Source organism: Janthinobacterium sp. BJB446 (genome assembly GCF_002735655.1).
GTDB lineage: Bacteria > Pseudomonadota > Gammaproteobacteria > Burkholderiales > Burkholderiaceae_D > Janthinobacterium > Janthinobacterium lividum.
The window spans coordinates 2,162,320-2,182,708 of sequence record NZ_PDZK01000001.1 but is presented as its reverse complement, the minus strand read 5'-3'; the positions used below and the strand labels follow the sequence as shown (position 1 = coordinate 2,182,708).

Annotated in this window: 23 protein-coding genes; 20 read left to right on the top strand and 3 right to left on the bottom strand. The window is 63.7% G+C overall.

All coding sequences use genetic code 11. The annotated features are described in order from the left end of the window. Nucleotides 1-32 precede the first annotated feature (32 nt). Nucleotides 33-1,454 (bottom strand): ExeA family protein, encoded by a 1,422-nt coding sequence (locus CSQ92_RS09635; protein WP_257219181.1) that lies wholly within the window; start codon nt 1,452-1,454, stop codon nt 33-35. Next, entirely contained in the window at nt 1,451-2,179 is a 729-nt protein-coding gene (locus tag CSQ92_RS09630; RefSeq protein ID WP_099393979.1) for an ABC transporter ATP-binding protein, read from the bottom strand. Before CSQ92_RS09630 ends, CSQ92_RS09635 begins: the two co-directional genes overlap by 4 nt. 207 nt (nt 2,180-2,386) lie before the next feature. On the opposite strand from CSQ92_RS09630, the gene CSQ92_RS09625 reads away from it, so the two are divergent. The 20 genes from CSQ92_RS09625 (at nt 2,387) to CSQ92_RS09530 (ending at nt 19,196) form a co-directional block, all read left to right on the top strand. Continuing rightward, nucleotides 2,387-4,090, top strand: a complete 1,704-nt coding sequence (locus tag CSQ92_RS09625; protein ID WP_034781098.1) for a GspE/PulE family protein — start codon at nt 2,387-2,389, stop codon at nt 4,088-4,090. A 1-nt stretch (nt 4,091) separates the two neighbouring features. After that, nucleotides 4,092-5,327, top strand: a complete 1,236-nt coding sequence (locus CSQ92_RS09620) for a type II secretion system F family protein (RefSeq protein WP_034781100.1) — start codon at nt 4,092-4,094, stop codon at nt 5,325-5,327. After that, the gene (locus CSQ92_RS09615; RefSeq protein WP_099393978.1) at nt 5,327-5,833 is read left to right on the top strand and encodes a type II secretion system protein; all 507 of its coding nucleotides are present in this window, start codon (nt 5,327-5,329) and stop codon (nt 5,831-5,833) included. Before CSQ92_RS09620 ends, CSQ92_RS09615 begins: the two co-directional genes overlap by 1 nt. A gap of 32 nt (nt 5,834-5,865) precedes the next feature. After that, on the top strand, nt 5,866-6,393 hold the full coding sequence (locus CSQ92_RS29555; RefSeq protein WP_306532419.1) for a type IV pilin protein: 528 nt from the start codon (nt 5,866-5,868) through the stop codon (nt 6,391-6,393). 166 nt (nt 6,394-6,559) lie between these two features. Further along, complete coding sequence (locus tag CSQ92_RS09605) at nt 6,560-7,099, top strand: type II secretion system protein (protein ID WP_099394652.1); 540 nt, start codon at nt 6,560-6,562, stop codon at nt 7,097-7,099. Beyond that, complete coding sequence (locus tag CSQ92_RS09600) at nt 7,089-7,646, top strand: type IV pilus modification PilV family protein (RefSeq protein WP_099393976.1); 558 nt, start codon at nt 7,089-7,091, stop codon at nt 7,644-7,646. Before CSQ92_RS09605 ends, CSQ92_RS09600 begins: the two co-directional genes overlap by 11 nt. Further along, complete coding sequence (locus tag CSQ92_RS09595) at nt 7,643-8,521, top strand: prepilin-type N-terminal cleavage/methylation domain-containing protein (RefSeq protein ID WP_099393975.1); 879 nt, start codon at nt 7,643-7,645, stop codon at nt 8,519-8,521. The genes CSQ92_RS09600 and CSQ92_RS09595 overlap by 4 nt, the downstream gene beginning before the upstream one ends. Then, complete coding sequence (locus CSQ92_RS09590) at nt 8,518-8,970, top strand: agglutinin biogenesis protein MshP (protein ID WP_099393974.1); 453 nt, start codon at nt 8,518-8,520, stop codon at nt 8,968-8,970. The genes CSQ92_RS09595 and CSQ92_RS09590 overlap by 4 nt, the downstream gene beginning before the upstream one ends. Nucleotides 8,971-9,101: 131 nt before the next feature. Next, a complete protein-coding gene (locus tag CSQ92_RS09585; protein ID WP_099393973.1) occupies nt 9,102-10,061 on the top strand; it encodes an agglutinin biogenesis protein MshI in 960 nt (319 codons plus the stop codon). Then, complete coding sequence (locus tag CSQ92_RS09580) at nt 10,058-10,720, top strand: MSHA biogenesis protein MshA (RefSeq protein ID WP_099393972.1); 663 nt, start codon at nt 10,058-10,060, stop codon at nt 10,718-10,720. The genes CSQ92_RS09585 and CSQ92_RS09580 overlap by 4 nt, the downstream gene beginning before the upstream one ends. Further along, the gene (gene gspM, locus CSQ92_RS09575) at nt 10,720-11,403 is read left to right on the top strand and encodes a type II secretion system protein GspM (protein ID WP_099393971.1); all 684 of its coding nucleotides are present in this window, start codon (nt 10,720-10,722) and stop codon (nt 11,401-11,403) included. The genes CSQ92_RS09580 and gspM overlap by 1 nt, the downstream gene beginning before the upstream one ends. After that, nucleotides 11,388-11,777, top strand: a complete 390-nt coding sequence (locus CSQ92_RS09570; RefSeq protein ID WP_099393970.1) for an MSHA biogenesis protein MshK — start codon at nt 11,388-11,390, stop codon at nt 11,775-11,777. The genes gspM and CSQ92_RS09570 overlap by 16 nt, the downstream gene beginning before the upstream one ends. A gap of 38 nt (nt 11,778-11,815) precedes the next feature. Continuing rightward, entirely contained in the window at nt 11,816-13,603 is a 1,788-nt protein-coding gene (gene mshL / locus CSQ92_RS09565) for a pilus (MSHA type) biogenesis protein MshL (RefSeq protein ID WP_099394651.1), read from the top strand. Beyond that, nucleotides 13,604-14,509 carry an ExeA family protein gene (locus CSQ92_RS09560; protein ID WP_034781117.1) on the top strand — a complete coding sequence of 302 codons (906 nt, stop codon included), beginning with the start codon at nt 13,604-13,606 and terminating at the stop codon, nt 14,507-14,509. Nucleotides 14,510-14,526: 17 nt separating this feature from the next. Next, entirely contained in the window at nt 14,527-15,618 is a 1,092-nt protein-coding gene (locus tag CSQ92_RS09555; protein WP_257219179.1) for a tetratricopeptide repeat protein, read from the top strand. 73 nt (nt 15,619-15,691) lie between these two features. Continuing rightward, nucleotides 15,692-16,339 (top strand): hypothetical protein, encoded by a 648-nt coding sequence (locus tag CSQ92_RS09550; RefSeq protein ID WP_143450321.1) that lies wholly within the window; start codon nt 15,692-15,694, stop codon nt 16,337-16,339. After that, entirely contained in the window at nt 16,336-16,767 is a 432-nt protein-coding gene (locus CSQ92_RS09545) for a hypothetical protein (protein ID WP_034781121.1), read from the top strand. Before CSQ92_RS09550 ends, CSQ92_RS09545 begins: the two co-directional genes overlap by 4 nt. Nucleotides 16,768-16,854: 87 nt before the next feature. Continuing rightward, on the top strand, nt 16,855-17,757 hold the full coding sequence (locus tag CSQ92_RS09540; RefSeq protein WP_257219178.1) for an alpha/beta hydrolase: 903 nt from the start codon (nt 16,855-16,857) through the stop codon (nt 17,755-17,757). 88 nt (nt 17,758-17,845) lie between these two features. Further along, nucleotides 17,846-18,508: a DUF2625 family protein gene (locus CSQ92_RS09535; RefSeq protein ID WP_099393967.1), complete on the top strand. Its 663-nt coding sequence runs from the start codon at nt 17,846-17,848 to the stop codon at nt 18,506-18,508. Between the two features lie 229 nt (nt 18,509-18,737). Next, the gene (locus CSQ92_RS09530) at nt 18,738-19,196 is read left to right on the top strand and encodes a nuclear transport factor 2 family protein (RefSeq protein WP_099393966.1); all 459 of its coding nucleotides are present in this window, start codon (nt 18,738-18,740) and stop codon (nt 19,194-19,196) included. Nucleotides 19,197-19,234: 38 nt separating this feature from the next. Here CSQ92_RS09530 and CSQ92_RS09525 read toward each other — a convergent pair whose 3' ends face one another. Beyond that, nucleotides 19,235-20,338 (bottom strand): HD-GYP domain-containing protein, encoded by a 1,104-nt coding sequence (locus tag CSQ92_RS09525; RefSeq protein WP_099393965.1) that lies wholly within the window; start codon nt 20,336-20,338, stop codon nt 19,235-19,237. Nucleotides 20,339-20,389 lie beyond the last annotated feature (51 nt).

Below are 20,389 nucleotides of genomic sequence, written 5' to 3'. Positions count from 1 at the left end.
GCGTGCCCGGGAGGCAATATACCGAAATAAAGTCAGGGGGCGCCACGCCTTGTTTGTGGCGGCGCTGCGGCTTTCATTTCCGTGCGGATACTATCTATGTCGCTCAGCAATATTTTCTGTGGCGACGTGGGCGCCAGCCTGGCCGAAACGGCTTCGGCGCTGGCCCGGTCGGCGAAGCTGCCATAGACGATGACCAGGCGCGCGGCGGCGTTTGAGGGGGCTGCGCCAGACAGGCGAAACACGTGGAGGTCGTGCAGGCCGATGGCTTGCTGCGCCTGCTGCAGGAAGCTTTCCGCCGCGGCCTTTTCGGTGGCGGGCAGGCTGGCAATTTGCAGCACCAGTTGCTGCGGTCTTTGCTTTGCCAGCCAGTCGCGCGATTCGGCCAGCTTGCTGTCGAGCAGCGTGGGCTGCAATGGCAGCGGCGTGCGCGCAACGGTTGCCTGGAGCGCGCTTGCGGCTGCGTCGGCGGGCGCGGTGCGGCGCATCTGACCCTGGTTGCTCGTCAGCCATTGCCACAGCAGAGCAAAGGCCAGCAGCAGCATCAGCGCGCTCAAGACGCCCGCCAGCAGCTTGCCCGCATGCCAGGGCGGACGGTGGAAGGGGCTGTCGGCAATGGCCAGGCGCACGTGGCGCGCGCTGATGTCCTGCGCATCGTCCGCAAACGCGGCCAGCAAGGACTTGTCGGCCAGGATATTGACCCTGCGCACGATGCCCTGCGCGGCGCGCGCCAGCTGGCGCAGCGCGGCTGGCGTGAAGAGCAGCGGCGCCGTGCGGCCGGCGGCGGCCAGGCGGCATGCCAGGTAGTCGTCCAGCAAGGACTTCGGCAGGCGCGGCACGGTGAAACTGTGGGTGATGCGTTCCTTCAATTGGCGGTACTGGGGCAAGTCCAGCGTCTGCTGCAATTCCGGCTGGCCAAACAGGACGATCTGCAGCAGCTTGTGGCTGGCCGTTTCCAAATTCGTCAGCAGGCGCAGCGCTTCCAGGGTGGCGCCCGGCATGGCTTGCGCTTCCTCTGCCAGCAGCACCACCTGGCGTCCCGCCGCATGCCGGGCGATCAGCTCGCCGTGCAGGGCGTGCAGCACGGCATCGGCGCGGCATCCGTCCAGCGCCAGGCCCAGCTCGGCGGCGATGGCGTGCAGGACGTCATCCGGTTCCAGGCGGGGATTGAGCAGATACAGCACGTCGACCTGGGGCGGCAGGCGTTCGGCCAGCATTCGGCACAGCATGGTTTTGCCGCTGCCCACTTCGCCCGTCAGCTTGATGATGCCTTCGCCTTGCGTGACGGCATACAGCAGCGCATCGAGCAGTTCGCCCCGGGTATTGCCCGCGTAAAAGAAGGCCGGGTCCGGCGTGATGCCGAACGGCGCCGTGCGCAAGCCGAAATGGCGCAGATACATGCCGTGCGGGGAGGGGGCGTAAGGCCGTCCGGGCGGCGCGGAGAGCGGGGCGTTCATGCCGCGATGCAATTGAGGAAAGCCTGTTCCAGGCTGGCATCGGTCGCGCCGCCATGCCGCGCGCGGCATTCGGCTGGCGTGCCCGTAAATACGATGCGGCCCGCATGCAGGATGGCCATGCGGTCGCACAATTCTTCCACGTCGGCCAGCGCATGCGAGGTGAGCAGCGCGCCGCGGCCCTGCGCGCGCGCTTGCCGCAGCACTTGCTTGAACTGTGCGCGCGCCTTTGGATCGAGTCCGCTCATCGGTTCGTCCAGCACCAGTTGCGGCTTGCCCGACAGCAAGCAGGCGGCCAGCCCCAGTTTCTGCATCATGCCTTTCGAATAGTCGCGCGCGGGGCGCAGCAAGGCGTCCGGCGCCAGGTCCAGCGCGTCCAGGGCTTGCTGCTCGGCGTGCGCATCGGGGCGCACATTATGCAGGCGCGCCAGGTAGCGCAGGAAGTCGCCACCCGTCAGGTAATACGGCGCCTGAAAACGTTCAGGCAGAAAACACAGGGGCTGGCGCGCCGCGCCGTGGCGGTGCGCCTGGCCGAAAATGGCGATCTCGCCCCGCTCCGGCATGCAAAAGTCGAGCAGGCATTTCAGCAGGGAAGTCTTGCCCGCGCCATTCACGCCGACCAGGCCGAACAGTTCCCCCGCGCGCACCTGCAGATTGACGCCGCGCAGCACGGCGCCGCCCGCCAGTTGCAGATGCACGTTGTGGAACTCGATGGCGTAGGCGTTCATAGGGGTAATAGTCGGCAGCAAGACGGGGAATGACCCCCATTATTGCCATGGGCGCAGGTGGGCGGCAAGTGTTTCCTTGCAGAGTGTTGAAATGCGCAAAAATCAAACGATGGAATATATTTTCTTTAAGAAACAAGAGGTTCTGGAATAAAATACTCCCGCGCGCCGCTGGCGTGCAGCGTCTGAAGAATTTGTCGAGGAGCAAGCATGGCAAGGCCAGAGAAAGTCCGGCTCGGTGAAATTTTGGTGCAGCAGAAATTGCTGACGGAAGAACAGTTGGGCCAAGCCTTGACGGAACAGAAGCGTTCGGGACGCAAGCTGGGCCGCGTTTTTGTCGAGCACGGCTTCGTCACGGAAGAGCAGATTTCTGGCGCGCTGGCGCGCCAGCTCGACATTCCCTACATCAATCTGAAGTTTTTCAACATCAATCCCGAACTGGTGCGGCTGCTGCCGGAAACCCAGGCGAGGCGCTTCCGCGCGCTGGTGCTGGAAGACCGCCGCGAGGGCTTGCTGGTCGGCATGTCCGATCCGACCGACCTGTTTGCGTACGATGAAATCTCGCGCCTGGTCAAGCGCCATATCGAGCTCGCTGTCGTCAATGAAACGGAAGTGCTGGCCGCCATCGACCGCATCTATCGCCGTACGGAGGATATCTCCACCCTGACGCGCGAGCTGGAGCAGGACCTGGGCGACGTTTCCGTCGACTTCGGCGCACTGGCCGCCAATCCGGGCCTGGAAGAGGCGCCCATCGTCAAGCTGCTGCAATCCGTGTTCGAGGATGCCACCCAGGTGCGCGCCTCGGACATCCACATCGAGCCGCAGGAAGGCCGGCTGCAGATCCGCTTCCGCATCGACGGCGTGCTGCACCTGCAGACGGAAGCGGACAGCAAGATCGCCAGTTCCCTGGCGCTGCGCCTGAAGCTGATGTCGGACCTCGACATTTCCGAAAAACGCCTGCCGCAGGATGGCCGTTTCGCCATCCGCGTGAAAAACCAGCGCATCGACGTGCGTATTTCCACCATGCCGACGCAGTACGGCGAATCGGTGGTGATGCGCTTGCTGAACCAGGGCGGCACGACCTTGCGCCTGGACGCCATCGGCATGCCGCCCGCGCTGGTGGCGCAGTTCCGCGCCATCGTCAGCCGTCCGAACGGCCTCGTGCTGGTGACGGGGCCGACCGGCAGCGGCAAGACGACGACCCTGTACTGTGCCTTGTCCGAGCTCAATTCCGTGGAAAAAAAGCTCATCACGGTGGAAGACCCCGTCGAGTACCGCTTGCCCGGCATTAACCAGGTGCAAGTCAACGACAAGATCGAGCTGAACTTTGCGCGCGTGCTGCGCTCGGCCTTGCGGCAGGATCCCGACATCGTGCTGGTGGGCGAGATGCGCGACCAGGAAACGGCGCAAATCGGCCTGCGCGCCGCCATGACGGGCCACTTGGTGCTGTCGACCCTGCATACGAACGACGCCATCAGCACGCCGCTGCGCCTGATGGACATGGGCGTGCCGCGCTACATGGTGGGCAGCTCGCTGCAAGCCGTGCTGGCGCAGCGCCTGGTGCGCGTGATCTGCGAAAGCTGCAGTACGCCGTACGCGCCCACGCCGAACGAATACGAATGGCTGCGCCTGGAACTGGGCGAGCTGGTCGAGCGCAACCAGTATTTCCACGGCAAGGGCTGTTCGCATTGCAACGGCATGGGGTACCGGGGCCGCACGGGCGTGTACGAATTGCTGGAAATCACGCGCGCCGTGGCCGACGCCGCCAACCATGCCGATCCTTCCCACTTCATGAAGGTGGCGACGGCGCAGATGGCGGGCGAAACCCTGCGCCGCCACGCCGTGCAGCTGGTGGTGCAGGGCCGTACGACGGTGATGGAAGCGATGCGCATCAGCAACCAGAGCGAGGATTGAGGTGCCGTTTTTCTCCTACAAGGCGCGCAGCGCCAGTGGCGAACTGCTGACCGGCGTGATGGAAGGCGCCGACAGCGGCGCCGTGGCCGACCAGTTGATGGCGGGCGGCAGCACGCCCGTCGACATCAGCGCCACCAGGCAGACGGTGACGAAGGCCGGCGCCAACCAGCTGGGCTGGTGGGCCAGGCTGACCGAGAAAAAAGTCACGCCCATGGATGTGCAGCTGTTCAGCCGCCAGCTGTACACCCTGCTCAAGGCGGGTGTGCCCATCATGCGTGGCCTGGCCGGCTTGCAGGAGTCCGCCATCAGTCCCGCGTTCGGGCGCATCATCAAGGATGTGCGCGAGTCGCTCGACGCGGGCCGCGAACTGTCGGCCGCCATGGCGCGCCATCCCGCCATCTTCACGCCGTTTTATCTGTCGATGGTACGCGTGGGTGAAATGACGGGGCGCCTCGACGAAGTATTCCTGCGCCTGTTCGACCACCTGGAATTCGACCGCGACATGCGCGCGCGCGTGAAAACGGCGACGCGCTACCCGACCTTCGTCGTCTTCGCCATGCTCGCTGCCATGGTGGTGGTGAATATCTTCGTCATTCCCCAGTTCGAGAAGGTGTTTGCCAGTTTCCATGCGGAACTGCCCTTGATGACGCGCATCCTGATCGGCACCTCGCGCTTTACGGTGACGTACTGGCCCATCTTGCTGATGCTGGGCGTGGGCGGCTTTTTCGGCTGGCGCGCCTGGCTGCGCACGAAAGAGGGTCTGTATAAATGGGACCGCGCCAAGCTGCGCCTGCCGATCGCCGGCAAGATCATCCTGAAGGGCACGATGGCCCGCTTCGCGCGCAGTTTTGCCCTGTCGAGCACTAGCGGCGTGCCTATCGTGCAGGCCCTGACGGTGGTGTCGCAAACGGTCGACAACACGTATCTGAGCGCGCGCGTGGAGCAGATGCGCGACGGCGTCGAGCGGGGCGAAAGCATCCTGCGCACCTCGGTGGCGGCCGGCGTGTTTACGCCCGTGGTGCTGCAGATGATCGCCGTGGGCGAGGAATCCGGTTCGCTCGACGACCTGATGGACGAGATCGCCGACATGTACGAGCGCGAGGTCGATTACGAGCTGAAGACCCTGTCGGCGCAGATCGAGCCGATTTTGATCGTCTTCCTCGGCGCCATGGTGCTGGTGCTGGCGCTGGGTATCTTCCTGCCGATCTGGGACCTGGGCCGGGCGGCCCTGCACTGATGAGAAAACCGCTCCGCCAGCGCGGTTTCACCCTGTTCGAACTGGCGGTGGTGGCGGGCGTGTTTGCCATTCTGATGGCCGTGTTCCTGAACCGGGTCAGCTATTACCAGCAGCAGGCGCAGCAGGTGGCCGTGGCGCAGATGCTGGGCGTCTTGCGCACCAGTTTGCGGGTGCAGGTGCTGCACTTGTACCTGGCGGACCGGCGCGACAGGATGCCGGCGCTGGCGCGGCAAAACCCGTTCGACTGGCTGATGGATAAGCCAGCCAACTACCTGGGCGAGTTCGCGCAGGCGGACCTTGCGAAATTACCAACAGGGAATTGGTTGTACGACAAAAAAGAACAAAAAATCATCTATTTGTTTAGTAAAGGCAATATTTTTCCCACTACAGGGGTTGATGCAGTGAAATTTAAGGTAACCTTGCCGGGTGCAGACGCCGATCTTGACAAGCTCGCCCAGGAGCCCGATATCGTGGTGTGGAAAGCGCCGGAATCGGCAGCAAACTGACGCGCTTCCTGGTCCGGTGCAGCGACAGTTTCATGGCGTTGGTTTTGAAGTTTTTTTATTTGATTTTGGAGAAAGCAAGAATGAACAAGTCTTTACGTAGTATGAAAAGCGGCGCCCAGGCAGGTTTTACCCTGATCGAATTGATCGTCGTCATCGTCATCCTCGGCATCCTGGCCGCCACGGCGATTCCTAAATTCATCGACATGTCGACCGATGCACGCGTGGCCAAGATGCAGGCGGCTGCTGGCGCGATCAAGGCAGGTGCGGCGCTGTACCATGCCCAGTATCTGGTGAGTGGTGGCGCAGCTGATGATATCGCCATGGAAGGTGTGACTGTCGTCGGGAAGTTCGGCTATCCGACTGCGGAAGGTATCAAGGCCGCTGCAGGTCTTTCAGACAAAGATTATGGCCTGGCTATCGCTGGTACGGCCTTGACCGTGACTGTGGATGTGACCGCGAATGCCGCGCGCAAGGACTGCTCGGTGGTCTATACGGCCCCTGCCGCTGCAGGCGGTGCCCTGACTGTCGATCTCAAGGCAAGTACCTTGACCTGCAAGTAAGCCATTCGCCATCGGCAAGAAGGTTCAGGCCAGATCCTGGCTCTTCTTGCGCACCACCAGCCCAACCCCAGGCGCCAGCCCGTTGGGCTTTTTTACGGGTCATCCATTGCAGCAGCCACCGACAGACTTTCCGCATCCGCATCGCCAAGCAGGGCCGCCAGGCTCCCTGCGGCGTACGGCTGCGCGCGGCTTCACCTTGATCGAGCTGGTGGCCGTGCTGGTGCTGGCGGGCTTGCTGGCGACGTTTGCCGTCAACCGGTTTTTCCAGCGCGACACTTTTGACGCGCGCAGTTTTGCCGACCAGGTGACGAATATCGTGCGCTACGGGCAAAAGCTGGCGGTGGCGCAAAACCGTGCCGTGTTTGTGCACATCGATGCCAACAGCGTGGCGCTGTGCTTCGATGCCGGATGCAGCGATGAGCAGAAGGTGGTGCCGCCCACGGGCAAGAACAGCGGCAGCAAGGAGACGCAGCAGTATTGCCCGGGGAACAATTGGCTGTGCGAAGGCCGTCCGTCCGGCGTTGCCCTGTCCACCGATGTGACAGGCGAGCCCAGCTTTTATTTCGATGCGCTGGGCCAGCCATATGCGCAGGGCGATGTGTTCCCGGCGCCATCGGCTTTCCCTGCGCGGCTGAAGATCAGCATCCGGGGCGAGGGCACGCCGCGCGTCGTCACGGTCGAGGGGGAGACGGGCTATGTCCATTAGCCAGCGGCGCCGGCGTGAACGCGGCGTGACCCTGATCGAACTGGTGCTGTTCATCGTCATCGTCGGCCTGGCCTCGTCCGCCATCCTCGGCGTGATGAGCCTGACGACAAAGCACAGCGCCGACCCGCAGCTGCGCAAGCAGGCGCTGGCGATTGCCGAAGGCATGCTGGAAGAAATCCAGCTGGCGCGTTTCACGTATTGCGATCCGCAAGACCCTGCCGCGCAAACGGCCACCAGCCCGGCCGGCTGCGCCATCCCGGAAGTGGCCGGACAAGAGGCGGACGGCGTGACGCGGCCTTTCGACAACGTCAACGATTACGTGAGCGCGTATGGCACGGCCACGAATTACAAGACGGATGCGCAGGGCGCCGTCTGGGCTGCAGGTTCCCCCCAGGAATACGTTGCCTCTGTGGTGATCACCCAGGCAGCCCTGAACGGCTTGCCCGCCACGGAAGGTCTGCGTATCCAGGTGACGGTGCCGTATGCGGACCAGCAGATCGTGCTCGACGGCTATCGCGTGCGCTATGCGCCGAACAGTATCCCATGAAAAATTTCCTTAACGCCAGGCGCCGTCCGCGCGGCTTTACCCTCGTCGAGATGGTCATCGTGATCGTCATCACGGGCATCATCGGCGCCATGGTCGCCGTCTTCATCCGCGTGCCCGTGCAGGGCTATATGGATGTCGCGGCGCGCGCGGCATTGGCCGACACGGCCGATACGGCGGCGCGCCGCCTGACGCGCGATGTGCGCCTGGCCCTGCCCAACAGCGTGCGCGTCTCGAACAACGGCCTGTTCCTGGAATTGCTGCTGACCAAGACGGGCGGACGCTACCTGAGCGACAGCGACCCGTCGGGACTGGGCAGTGTGCTGAGCTTTGAGACCACCCCCGCCTCACCAGCTTTTAGCGTCGTCGGCGCCATGCCCGCCAATGCGCTGGGCGCGCGCCAGGCGATCAGCGTGGGCGACCAGATCGTCGTCTACAACCTGGGGGGAGCTTACACGCCGAACGACGCCTATTCCTGCAGCGCGGCGACCGGCTGCAACCGCGCGGCAGTGACGGGCGTGGCCGGCAATGTCGTCACGCTTGGCAGCTATCCTTTCGCGACGGCGCCGGCGCCGCTGCCGTCGCCGTCGAACCGTTTCCAGGTGGTGTCGACGCCCGTGACCTATGCGTGCGATCTGGCGACCGGCACCTTGACCCGTTACGCGGGCTATGCCATCCAGGCCACCCAGCCGGTTGCGGCGGACTTGAAGGATGGCGCACTGCTGGCGCGCCAGGTAACGGGGTGCGCCTTCAGCTACACCGTGCTGGCCAATGTGCAGCGGGGCCTGGTGAATATCAGCCTGAGCCTGGGCGCGGCGAACAGCAATACGGGCGTGCTGCGCCTGGTGCAACAGGTGCAGGCGAGGAATACGCCATGACGCATTTGCTGCGCCACCGCGCGCGCCGCATGCGCGGTTTCAGCCTCGTCACGGCCATTTTCCTGCTGGTGGTGCTGGCCGCGCTGGCGGCCGTGATGGTGAATATCTCCACCTTCCAGCAGACGGAATCGGCGATGGACGTGCAGGGCGTGCGCGCCGAACAGGCTGCCCGTGCCGGCCTCGAATGGGGGCTGCAGAAACAGATCAGCGCTGGCCTGACCACTGGCGCGGCATGTCTCGGCGCCAGCACGTTCAGCTTGCCGGCCGGCACGACGCTGTCGGCGTTCAGCGTCACCGTGCAATGCAGCACGGCCACGGGGCCCGGCACCTTGACCAGCTGGACCATCACGGCCACGGCTTGCAACCAGCCAGGAGCCGGCGGCTGTCCGAATGCGGGCAATAACGCGGATTATGTCCAGCGCCGCCTGCAAGCCGTGTTGTCGCAGTAAGGTCAACTAGGTGAAAAAAAGATCGCTAATTTATTGTTTTTACACAATAAAGTTGGCTTCATGAATTAAAATTGGCTGGATGCATTATCTGCGCGACAAGATCGGGCAGGCACTTACACTGGATAGTTCGCATGGGTTTATTCGCAAGAGCAAAGAAGTACGATGGCTGGCTGGCCACGGCGTTTGGCCGCGAAGGCGTCAGCGCTGTCGTTGTCGAACGTCCCGCCGGCGGCATGCCGCGCGTGCGGGGCGCCAGTTACCAGGCGGCCGCGCGGCCTGCTCCGGCCGAGGTGCTGGAAAAACTGGGCAAGGAGCTGCAGGCGTCAGCGCGCCACTGCACCAGCGTGCTGGCCGGTGGCGAGTACCAGCTGCTGTCGCTGGAAGCGCCGGCCGTGCCGCGCGAGGAGCTGAAGACGGCCGTGGGCTGGCGTTTGAAAGACATGCTGGACTTTCCCCTGGCCGAGGCCACCATCGACGTGTTCGACATCCCCGGCGACCCGAACGGCACCCAGCGGGGCAGCAGCGTGTTTGCCGTCGCCGCGCGCAACAGCGCCGTGTCGCGCCGCCAGGCGCTATACGCGGAATGCAAGATCGGCCTGTCCGTGATCGATATCCCCGAGATGGCGCAGCGTAATATCGCCACCTTGCTGGAAACGCCGGGACGCGGCATCGCCGTGCTGTCTTTCGATGGCGACGGCGGCTTGCTGACCATGAGTTTCAATGGCGAACTGTACCAGGCGCGCCGCATCGACGTGACTGTGACGCAATTGCAGTCGCCCGACGCCAGCCAGTACTACGACCGCGTCACCCTGGAACTGCAGCGCTCCTTCGACCACTTCGACCGCCAGTTCCATTTCATTTCGCTGTCCCGATTGATGCTGATGACGGGCGCGGCCGACGGCTTGCACGCATACCTGGCCGACAATCTCTATATGCCCGTCGAGCAGCTGGACCTGGCCACGGTGCTGGACTTGTCGCAGGCCCCCGAGCTGCGCGACCCCGCCATGCAGGCGCGCTACTTCCTGGCCATCGGCGCAGGCTTGCGCGAGGTTGGCTTGCACCCGGGCAAGCACGAAGGGAAGGGCGCATGAGCCAGCAGATCAATCTGTTCAATCCCCAGTTTGAACTGAAAAAACACCATATGTCGGCGCGCACGGCCAGCCTGGGCCTGGGCGGCCTGGCGCTGGCGCTGCTGGCCGTGGGCGTGCTGGCCCAGCAAGCTTTGACCAGCCTGGAACAGCGCGAAGCGGGCGTCAAGGCGGCGCTGGCGCAAGGCGAGGCGAAGCGCGACCAGATTCTGCGCGATTTTCCTCCACGCAAGAAAGACCCGGCCCTGGCGCAGGAACTGGCGGCCGTCGAGGCGCAGCGCCAGTTGCTGCAGGATGCGTCAAACGTGCTGGAAAGCGGCAAGCTGGGCAATACCCGCGGCTATGCCGGCTATTTCCGCGCGCTGGCGCAGGCCAGGGTCGAGGGCGTATGGCTGACGGGCGTGGATATCGCCGGCGCCGGCAATGATTTCGGCTTGCAGGGCCGCGCCTTGCATGCGTCGCTGCTGCCCGCCTACATCACGCGTCTGGGCCAGCAGGAGGTACTGAAAGGCAAGACCTTCGCCAGCCTCGACATCGGCCAGCCCGAGCAGCCGGCCGTGGCCGAGGGCAAGACGCCTGGCCTGCCTTATATCGCGTTCAGCCTGCAATCTGCAGATCGTGCCGCCACGCCGGCAAAACCTGTTGCTGGAGGAACACGCTGATGCTGCCCTTGCTGAAGAAATGGGCCACCGCCTTCGACGCCCTCAGCCTGCGCGAGCGGCTGATGGTGTTTGGCGCCGCTGCGGCCGCCGTCCTGTTCGTGTTTTATTTCATGAGCTTCAATCCCCTGTTGGCGAAACGCGCCGCGCTGGAAGCGAGCATTGCGCAAAAACAAAGCCTGTTGACCGCGACGAACAAGGAAATCGAGCTGACCATGCTCGCCCACGCCACCGATCCCGACCAGGAAGCGCGCACGCGCCTGGTGGCTTTGCAGGCGGAAACGGCGTCGCTGGCGCAGGCGCTGCGCGAGCAGCAGCATGGCCTGGTGGCGCCCGAGCGCATGGTCACCTTGCTCGAGCACTTGCTGCGCCGGCATGCCGAATTGCGCGTGGTGTCGCTGAAAACCTTGCCCGCCAGCGCCGTGGGTGTGCGCCAGGCCGATGCCGCGAACGTCGATGCCGCTGCCAAGGCACCGAGCCCGGCACCCTTGCTGCACCAGCATGGCGTGGAAGTGGTGCTGCAAGGCAGCTATGCCGACATGGTGCAATACATGCAGGCGCTGCAAGCGATGCCGACGCGCGTCTTCTGGGGCGCCGCCCACCTCGATTCTGCCAGCTACCCGGGCGCCACCCTGACCCTGACCTTACATACCCTCAGCATGGACGATACATGGATCGCACTTTGACCTTCGGTCCCGCGCTGCTGGCGCCTTTCCTGGCACTGAGCCTGGCATGGCCGGGCGTGCAGGCACAGACGCTGGACGACCCGACGCGCCCGCCGGCGGCCCTGTGGGCGCCGGCCAGTGCCGCGCCCGTCGTCGCGGCCCGGCCGCAGCTGCAATCGGTGCTCATCTCCACCCAGCCGGGCGGACGCCGCCTGGCCGTCATCGATGGCCAGACAGTCAAGGTCGGCAGCAAGGTGGGCGATGCCGTGGTGACGGAAATCCACGACACGGCTGTCGTGTTGCGGCGTGGAAAATCACTGGAAACCTTCAAGCTGTATCCGAGCAGCAAGACCGACAATAAGACCGGTCGCAAGACCGACCGCAAGCAGGAGTAGAAGAAGTGGCCAAGCAACTCAATCAACACAAGGCGAGCATGTTCAAGATCAGTACGATGGCGGCTGTCATCAGCGTCAGCCTGGGCCTGGGCGGCTGCAACGTCGCGCCCGTCAAGCGTGACACCTACAATGCGATCACCGATGCCGTCAAGGGCGCGGCGGCCACCACGGCGCCCACGGCCCAGCCGGACGCCGTGGAAGCGGCGCTGCTGCCGCCCGTGGCGGCCCTGGCCCAGCAATTGCCGAAGGCCCGCGCGGCGCTCGACGAGCGCTTCAACGTGGCTTTCAACAATGTGCCGGCACGCCAGTTCTTCACCTCCATCGTGGCCGGCACGCGCTACAACATGCTGGTCCATCCCGACATCGGCGGCACGATTTCCGCCAATCTGAAGGACGTGACCCTGTTCCAGGCGCTCGACGCCGTGCGCGAACTGTATGGCTACGATTACAAGGTCGAGGGCACGCAGATCTACATCAAGCCCCTGACCATGCAGACGCGTTTGTTCCACGTCAATTACCTGACGGGCGCGCGCCGCGGCAGCTCCAACCTGCGCGTCTCGTCGACGTCGGTGGGTTCCGTGGGCTCGACCAACTCGGGCGGCTCGGGCAATAGCGGGAATGGCGGCAATAACAATCAGGGCAACAACAACGAGCAGAGCCAGCAAACGAATGGCGGCCAGGGCGGCCGTACGCTGGACAGCAGCAACCTGACGACTTCGTCCACGGCGGATTTCTGGCCGGAGTTGAAGGCGGCGCTGGAAGCCATCGTCGGCAGCGCCGAAGGCGGGCGGCAAGTGGTGCTCAGCCCGCAGTCGGGCGTGATCGTCATCCGCGCCATGCCGGAAGAGCTGCGCAATGTCGACATGTATTTGAAGGCCACGCAACTGTCCGTCGACCGCCAGGTGATCCTGGAAGCGAAAATCCTCGAAGTCGAACTCAACGACAACACGCAGACGGGCATCAACTGGGCCTCGTTTGCCTCGATCAAGAGCGGCCACACGAACCGCATTTCGACGGGCTTCATCCAGCCGGGCGGCACCCTGGCGCCGCTGCCGTTCAATGGCGGCCAGCCGCCCAACATGACGAATGGCAGCGGCTTGACGGCCAGCAGCGGCTTTGGCCTCAGTTCGGCGGCGAATTCGGCCGGTTCCATGTTTGGCCTGGCTTTCCAGACGGCCAATTTTGCGGCCATGATTTCCTTCCTGGAATCGCAAGGCTCCGTGCACGTGCTGTCGAGCCCGCGCATCGCCACCATGAATAACCAGAAGGCCGTGCTGAAGATCGGCACGGACGAGTTTTACGTGACGGGCGTGTCGACCACCACGAATACGACGGCCAGCGGCGCTACCACCAGCCCCAATGTGACCTTGCAACCGTTCTTTTCCGGCGTGGTGCTTGACGTGACGCCGCAGATCGATGCGGATGGCAACATCATCCTGCACGTGCACCCATCCGTCAGCCAGGTGTCGACCATCAGCAAGGAAATCGACCTGGGCAGCGCCGGTTCGCTGAAACTGCCGCTGGCCGCATCGAGCACGTCCGAGATGGACAGCATGGTGCGCAGCCAGGATGGCCGCATCGTCGCCATCGGCGGCCTGATGCGCCAGGCCACCACGGCGGACCGCTCGCAAGTGCCGGGCGCGGGCGATATTCCCGTGCTGGGCGCGCTGTTCCGCAACACGGGACAGGTGATTCAGAAGCGCGAACTGGTGGTGCTGATCAAGCCGACCATCGTCGATGGCGCCAATAGCTGGAACGAGGACTTGCTCGATTCGGGCAAGCGCATCGAGGCGCTCGACCCGCGCCGTCCGTCGGAGCGGCGCTAAATGTACCAGGCCCATTTCGGCTTGCGCGAGGCGCCGTTCGGCCTCACGCCCGATACCAGTTTCTTTTTCAACGGCCCGCAGTCGCAAAAGGCGCTCAACACCCTGCTGGTGGCGGCGCGCAATGGCGAGGGCTTTATCAAGATCACTGGCGAAGTGGGCACCGGCAAGACTTTTCTTTGCCGCAAGTTCATGCAATCGCTGGGGCCGGACTTCGTCACGGCCTACATCCCGAATCCGAACTTGCCGCCCCGTTCGCTGATCCTGGCGCTGGCTGACGACCTCGATGTATTGCTGGAGAAAGATGCTGATCAGCATCAATTGCTCAAATCCCTCAACTTGCGCTTGCTCAACCTGGCGGCGCAAGGCAAGCGCGTGCTGCTGTGCCTGGACGAAGCGCAGGCGATACCCGTCGACAGCCTCGAAGCGCTGCGATTGCTGACGAATTTGGAAACGGAAAAGCGCAAGCTGCTGCAGATCGTGCTGTTCGGCCAGCCGGAGCTGGACGTCAAGCTGGCCCTGCCGGAAATCCGCCAGCTGGCGCAGCGCATCACCTTTCACTACCACCTGGGTCCGTTGTCGCGCGACGACGTGGATTTCTATGTGGCGCACCGCCTGCGCGTGGCCGGTTTCGATGGCGCGCGCCTGTTCAGCCGTGGCGGCGTGGGCAAGCTGTACCAGGCGTCCGGGGGTATCCCGCGCCTGATCAACATCATGGCGCACAAGGCGCTGATGGTGGCGTATGGCGAAGGCCGGCAGCAGGTGAGCGGCCGCCACGTGGCGCTGGCCGCCAGCGATACCCTGGCCAGCAAGCCGCGCCGCTTTTGGCGGAAGCCGTGGCCATGGCTGGCAGGCGCCGGCGTGCTGGCCGCCGCCTGCGGCGTGAGCTGGACTTTATTGAACCGATGACGAAGATGAGCCTGTAGATGAGCCTGATTAACAAGATGTTGCAAGACCTCGATGCCCGCGGCACTCCCGATGGACGCGGCGACGCGGCCGGCATCCGCTCCGTGCCCGAACGCGAGCGGGGCGTGTCGCGCGCGCTGGTCTTCGGCGGCGCTGCCGGCCTGACGGCCGCCGCCATCGCCCTGGGCTGGGTTTACCTGAAGCGTCCGGCCGTGCCGCCCGTGCTGGTCAGCGTGGCCAGCACGCCTGTTTTGGCTCCTGTGTCGGCTCCCGTGCCGGCGCCGGCGCCGGCGCCTGCCGCCGTTGCTCCCGCGCCTGCGCCCGCGCTCGTGCCCGTGCCCGTCGCGGCGGCGGAACCCGAGCCCGTGTTCCTGGCCGAGGAAGCCGCCCCCGCGCCGAGCAAGGCGCGGCCCGCCGAATTGCGCCGCGTCGTGGAAAAAGCTGCCAAGCCCGCCGCCGCGCCCATGGTAAGGACGGCATTGCCCGCTGCCAGCGAACGCATCATCGACGGCAAGCAAGTCACCGCGCAGCAGCGCGTGGAGAACGAATACCGGCGCGCGCTGGCCCAGTTGCAGGATGGCCGCGTTTCCGACGCCATGCTGGCCTTGCAGCAGACCCTGCAGATGGACCCGCGCCACCAGGGCGCGCGCGAAACCCTGGTGCGCCTGCTGCTCGAAGCGCAGCGCCCGGACGAGGCGGCCCGCCAGCTGCAGCTGAGCCTGGCGCTGGACCCGAAACAGCCGGCGCAAGCCATGATGCTGGCCCGTTTGCAGCTGGACAAGACCAGCGGCGGCGCGGCGGCCCTCGACACCCTCATGCGCAGCCTGCCGTACGCCAGCGACAGCGGCGAGTACCGCGCCTTCCTGGCCGGCGTGCTGCAGCGCGAACAGCGCTACCGTGAAGCGTCCGAGCACTACCAGCAGGCCCTGCAGACGGCGCCCGACAACAGCGTCTGGTGGATGGGGCTCGGCATCGCCTTGCAAGCCGACAACCACCCGGCCCAGGCGCGCCAAGCGTTCGAGCGCGCCAAGGGCTTGCAAACTTTATCTCCCCAGTTGCAGGCGTTTGTCGAGCGCAAACTGGTGCAGCTGACGGCGGTTGGCACCAAGTAAGCGCTAGCCGAGCGCACCACATACATCTCCCCCGCAAGCGACATCGTAGGCTGGGGGGATGGATCTGTAGCACATGACTGAGGCGGATGATCCCGCAAACAAGATGACCACTGCCTGGAAATTCTCCGATGCCCCCAATACTGCCTGCTTCACGACCACGGAGGTATTGAATGGTGCTCCCGTCGTGCATGTGTCCCATGATTACGAAGGGGATTGGCAATTTCACGGCGAGCCAGGCGCAACAGTATCGAGCTCCGTCAAAATCGTCAGTTTGGCATACATGATAGGTCGCGATGATGTGCTGGCGCGCCTGCATGACTTGCCCTATGGCTGGAGCGCGCAATGGAATGCAGGCGCAGGAAGCTGGGAGCGTTTCAAGGACAATCCGTTTCCCTCGTTTTCGGAGCATGGCTATTACCTGGAAGACGCCATCTGGCTTGCCCAGTATTTGACAGATATCAAGCCTCCGCCTGTGGAAGTGCGCGAGCAACTGGCTATCGGTTCGTGCGTGAAACTGGTTTTTCGCTTCGCCGCCGAAGATGGTGCGCGCGAAGATGGCCAGTGCGAAAGAATGTGGGTGCTAGTGACGGGTATCGATGAAGGGGAAGGCTGGTACACCGGCACCATCGAGAATGATCCGCAGCATCCGGCGGCCAGATACGGCGACCTTATCTCGTTTCATCCCCTGCATGTCGCAGATATTGCTCATGAACAGGCATGAAAGGAAACGCCGTGCGAAATGAACGCGAAGGTGCGAAAGACGCCCGTCAGGAAATCAAGCGATACCAAGAGCATATCAATTCGCCTCGCCTTTGCCCGGATCAGTGTTATCGCATGGCCAGTCCGACTTATGCCTTGGTGGGCTACGTCAATCAGGTAACGGGACTTTTCTTGAGCAAGAACTATTACATGATCCCAATCTTCCTTCAGCGCGCATACGGGGTGCTGCTGGCATTGAAGCCGGAACGTGTCAGTGAACCGTATCGTCATCTGATCGAGCAGTATCTGAGCCATGTCGCGCATTTCATCGTCAACTATCAATGCCTGGCGGAAGATGAGCGGCAAGCCGCACAATGTATCCCACCGGCGTTGCTGGCGACCGTGCCTGTTTCGTTACCGCGAGACCTGGTCATACCGGGCGAGTTTTGACGGTATTGTTGCCGACCTCGCCTGCGAAATTCCCTGCGACATTCATGTGGCTGTCGCATGCTTACTGTGATAAGGAAGGAAGCCCATTTGAAATCTTTTAGCCTGCTCTTTGCGTTCTGCTGCCTGTGCAACAGCGCACTTGCCGCGCCCGCCAGCGCGCCTGCCAGCTACGTTCTGGACAATACGGAAGTGCGCGATATCCGTGCGCAAGCCCTGAAACGCGATTATCAGCTGTATGTCGCCTTGCCCGATTCCTATCGGCAGGGGAATAAACGCTATCCGGTGCTGTTTGTCGTCGATGCCAATTATTCGTTTGCCATCGTGCGCAATATCGCGCAGCGCCTGAACAAGCATGCGGGGATGGAGGAAGTCATCGTGGTCGGCTTGTCGTACGCCAACGGCGAAGGCGGGGTGTACAGCCGCCGCCGCGACTACACACCCACCACGCCGCGCAAGCATGATTACCGCTCGGATATGCCGGGGCGGCAACCGGCGTTCGGCGAAGCGAAGGCGTATGGCCAGTTCATCTCGGGCGAGGTGTTTCCGTTTATTGCGCAACAGTATCGCGTCAACATGCAGCGCAAGGTCTTCATCGGCCATTCTTACGGCAGCCTGCTGGGCCTGCAATTCCTGCTGACGGAACCGCGCACCTTCGAGCACTACATTCTCGGCAGTCCGTCGCTGTGGTACGACGCCGGCGTCATGTTCGACCGCGAACAGGCGTATGCCGCCAGCCACAAGGACTTGCCCGCGTCCGTATTCTTTGGCATCGGCGGCCTGGAAAAGCTGGCGGCGGGCAAGAAGCGTTCGCGTTCGGAAGAGGACGCTGACATGGTGGCCGACTTGCGCGAGTTCGACGGGAAGTTGACATCGCGCAAGTTCCCCGGCCTGAAGACGCGCTTGCGCGTCTTCGCGGATGAAGATCACGCGAGCGTGTTTCCTTTCGTGCTCACGCATGGATTGCGGGCGTATTTGACGTCCGCAAAATGAAGGGTGCAGGGCGCCGCCCGCCAGACAGCGCCAGCGCCGCCATGCATACTCCGACCGCCGGAAGCGGTCATCGATAAGGTCAGCTGACATGCGTACATTGAATGAATTATTGGATAGTGAAGACCCGGCGTTTCCGCTGATCAGGCAATGGGCCAGCGAGGCCGACATCCCGGTGGAATTGCTGCCGCCCTCGGCCGGCAGGGAAGATGTGCTGCTGAGCCTGCAAGTCACCACGCGTTCACCCCTCGGCGCGATCGCCTACGAAACCGGCGGCATCCTGGTGGATGACGGCTGGCTACGGATATTGGGGTCCGGCCATGACAAGCTGGGCCGGAACATTGTTACGTGGAACGAAGGAAAGGCCGAGGGCTTTCTGTTGGTGGCCGACGACGTGCTCGGCGGCTTTTTTGCCATCAACGGCGGCGCGCTCGGGGCCGACCAGGGCAAGATGTATTACCTCGCGCCCGAGACACTGGCATGGGAAGCGCTGGAGATCGGCTACACGGCGTTCGTCGAATGGGCTTTTACTCGCCAGTTGCGGCAGTTTTACGGCCGGCAGTCGGGCGATGCGCAGGAATTTGACGAATTGCCCTTGCCCGGCGACCTTTGCCTGAATTTTTATCCATTTCTGTGGACGCAAGAAGGTTCCCTCAAGACCAGCTCGCGGCGCGCCATTCCGGTGGAAGAGCAGTGGGCGCTTAACCTTGATCTGCAACAGAAGTTGCTGGACGCTCCTGCGGGCGCGAACTGAGGCATGGCTTGCGGGCGTATCTGAGGGCATCGCCATGCGCATCCCGGGCCGGCGAAATGGCGTTTCAACCCCCGATTCAAGCGCTTTGTCGCAATGGCCGGCGCGAGAAAAGGGCAAGGGGATAGCATACGGTGGGCTTTCTCGCGATGCGCCGCCCGCCAGCGAGTGTCCGATATTGCCGCGGCAGGCAACGGATGCTTCTCAATGACCTCGACCAGGATGAATACGCATGAAATTGACCCTTCCACATGTCCTCTCCACTTGTTTGCTGGGCGCCTTGGGCGTGATCGGCAGCGCGCACGCGGCTCCCGCCGATGCCGAACTGGTCGCCTTGGTGCAGCGCCATGCGCAGGCGCAGAGTAACTTTGATCAAGTGGCCTTGAACGCCATCACGGCGGAGAATTATGTGGAAATATCGCCGGTAGGCGAGGTGGACGGGCGTGAAAAAATGCTCGCCTTCTATGCGCCGGAGCAGAAGCGGCCGAGTCCACAGCTCCAGGTCGATGAACCGGTGGTGCGCCTGTTTGGCGATACGGCGCTCATCTCGGCGCGCCTGTCCTACCGTCTCAACCAGGATGGGACCGCCCGCAGCTTCGCCCTGCGCGCCGGTTATGTCGCTCGGCTTGTCGACAAGCAATGGCTGCTGGTCAGCGCACAGTACACGGGCATCCGCCCGCCGAAACCGTGAAGTGCCCCGTGCCTGGCGCCCGGCGTTGCCCGGCCAGCCTACAACCTCGCCTCGTCCCCCCACACATGCCGCATGCTGAAATGTAGGCCGGCATCGTCCTCGTGCAGTGATGACACGATGGCGTAACGGCTGTCGGCCGTGTCGCGGGGAGACAGTTGTGCCAGCTCGGCGGGGGCCAGCGGCGCGCCCATCGGGTCGCTGAGCGGATGCACGTGGCCGGCGCCCCGTTGCGTCACCACTCCCAGCTCGCCGCTGCGCAGGCGCACCAGGGTGCCGGGCGGATACTTGCCCAGCAGGTTGACGAACTGTTCGCCCAGCAGCGCGTCGATGGGCATGCCCTGGTCGAGGAAGATATGCTGCAGCGCCTGGTCGGGCACGATGGAACGGCGGTAGTTGCGCGCCGAGACGCGGGCGCAATAGCGGTCGGCCAGGCCGATCAGCTTGGCATTTTGCAGGATTTCATCGGCCGTGCGCCCCTGCGGGTAGCCGCTGCCATCGTCGTTTTCATGGTGCAGGAGCACGCAGCTCAGCCATTCCTCGTCATCGACGCCGGCGCAGCGCAGCAATTCCGCGCTTTCCTGCGGGTGCTGGCGCACGATGCGCATTTCATCGTCATTCAGGGGGCCGCGCCGGTCCTGGAAACTGTCGTGGTGGCGCAGCATGCCCACGTTCATCGTCAGCGCGGCCGCGCCGATCAACAGCAGTTCATCGTGGGACTTGTGCATGCTGCGGCCCACCAGCATGGCCAGCAAGGCCGTTTCGATGCAGTGGCGCACGGCGTAGCTGCCGGCGATCTGGTTGAGGAGGATGCTGGCCAGGGCGATATCGGCATCGTGTTCCAGCGCGCGCAGCAGTTCGCGGGCGATGTCGCGCACGTCGCGCTCGGCATTGTTTTCGCTGCGCAAGGCCAACAGCAAGCGTTCCAGGCGCTGCGCCGCCTCGTTGAGCTGGCGCAAGACGGAAGGCTGATCCGGCGTGCCCACATACAGGCCCAACTGCATTAGCCGCCCCAGCTGTGCGCCATCCGTGATGATCTGCCCCTTGCGCAGTTGCGGGCCGGCACTATGGTCGGCGAGAAACAGATCCCAGGGCAGGGGTTCGCCGGGAACCAGGTCGGCCGGGCCGATGCGACGCTGTACCATGTTGTTGTTCCTCAGTCATTCTCTGCGCCGCAGCGCAGCAGTGCCGTATTT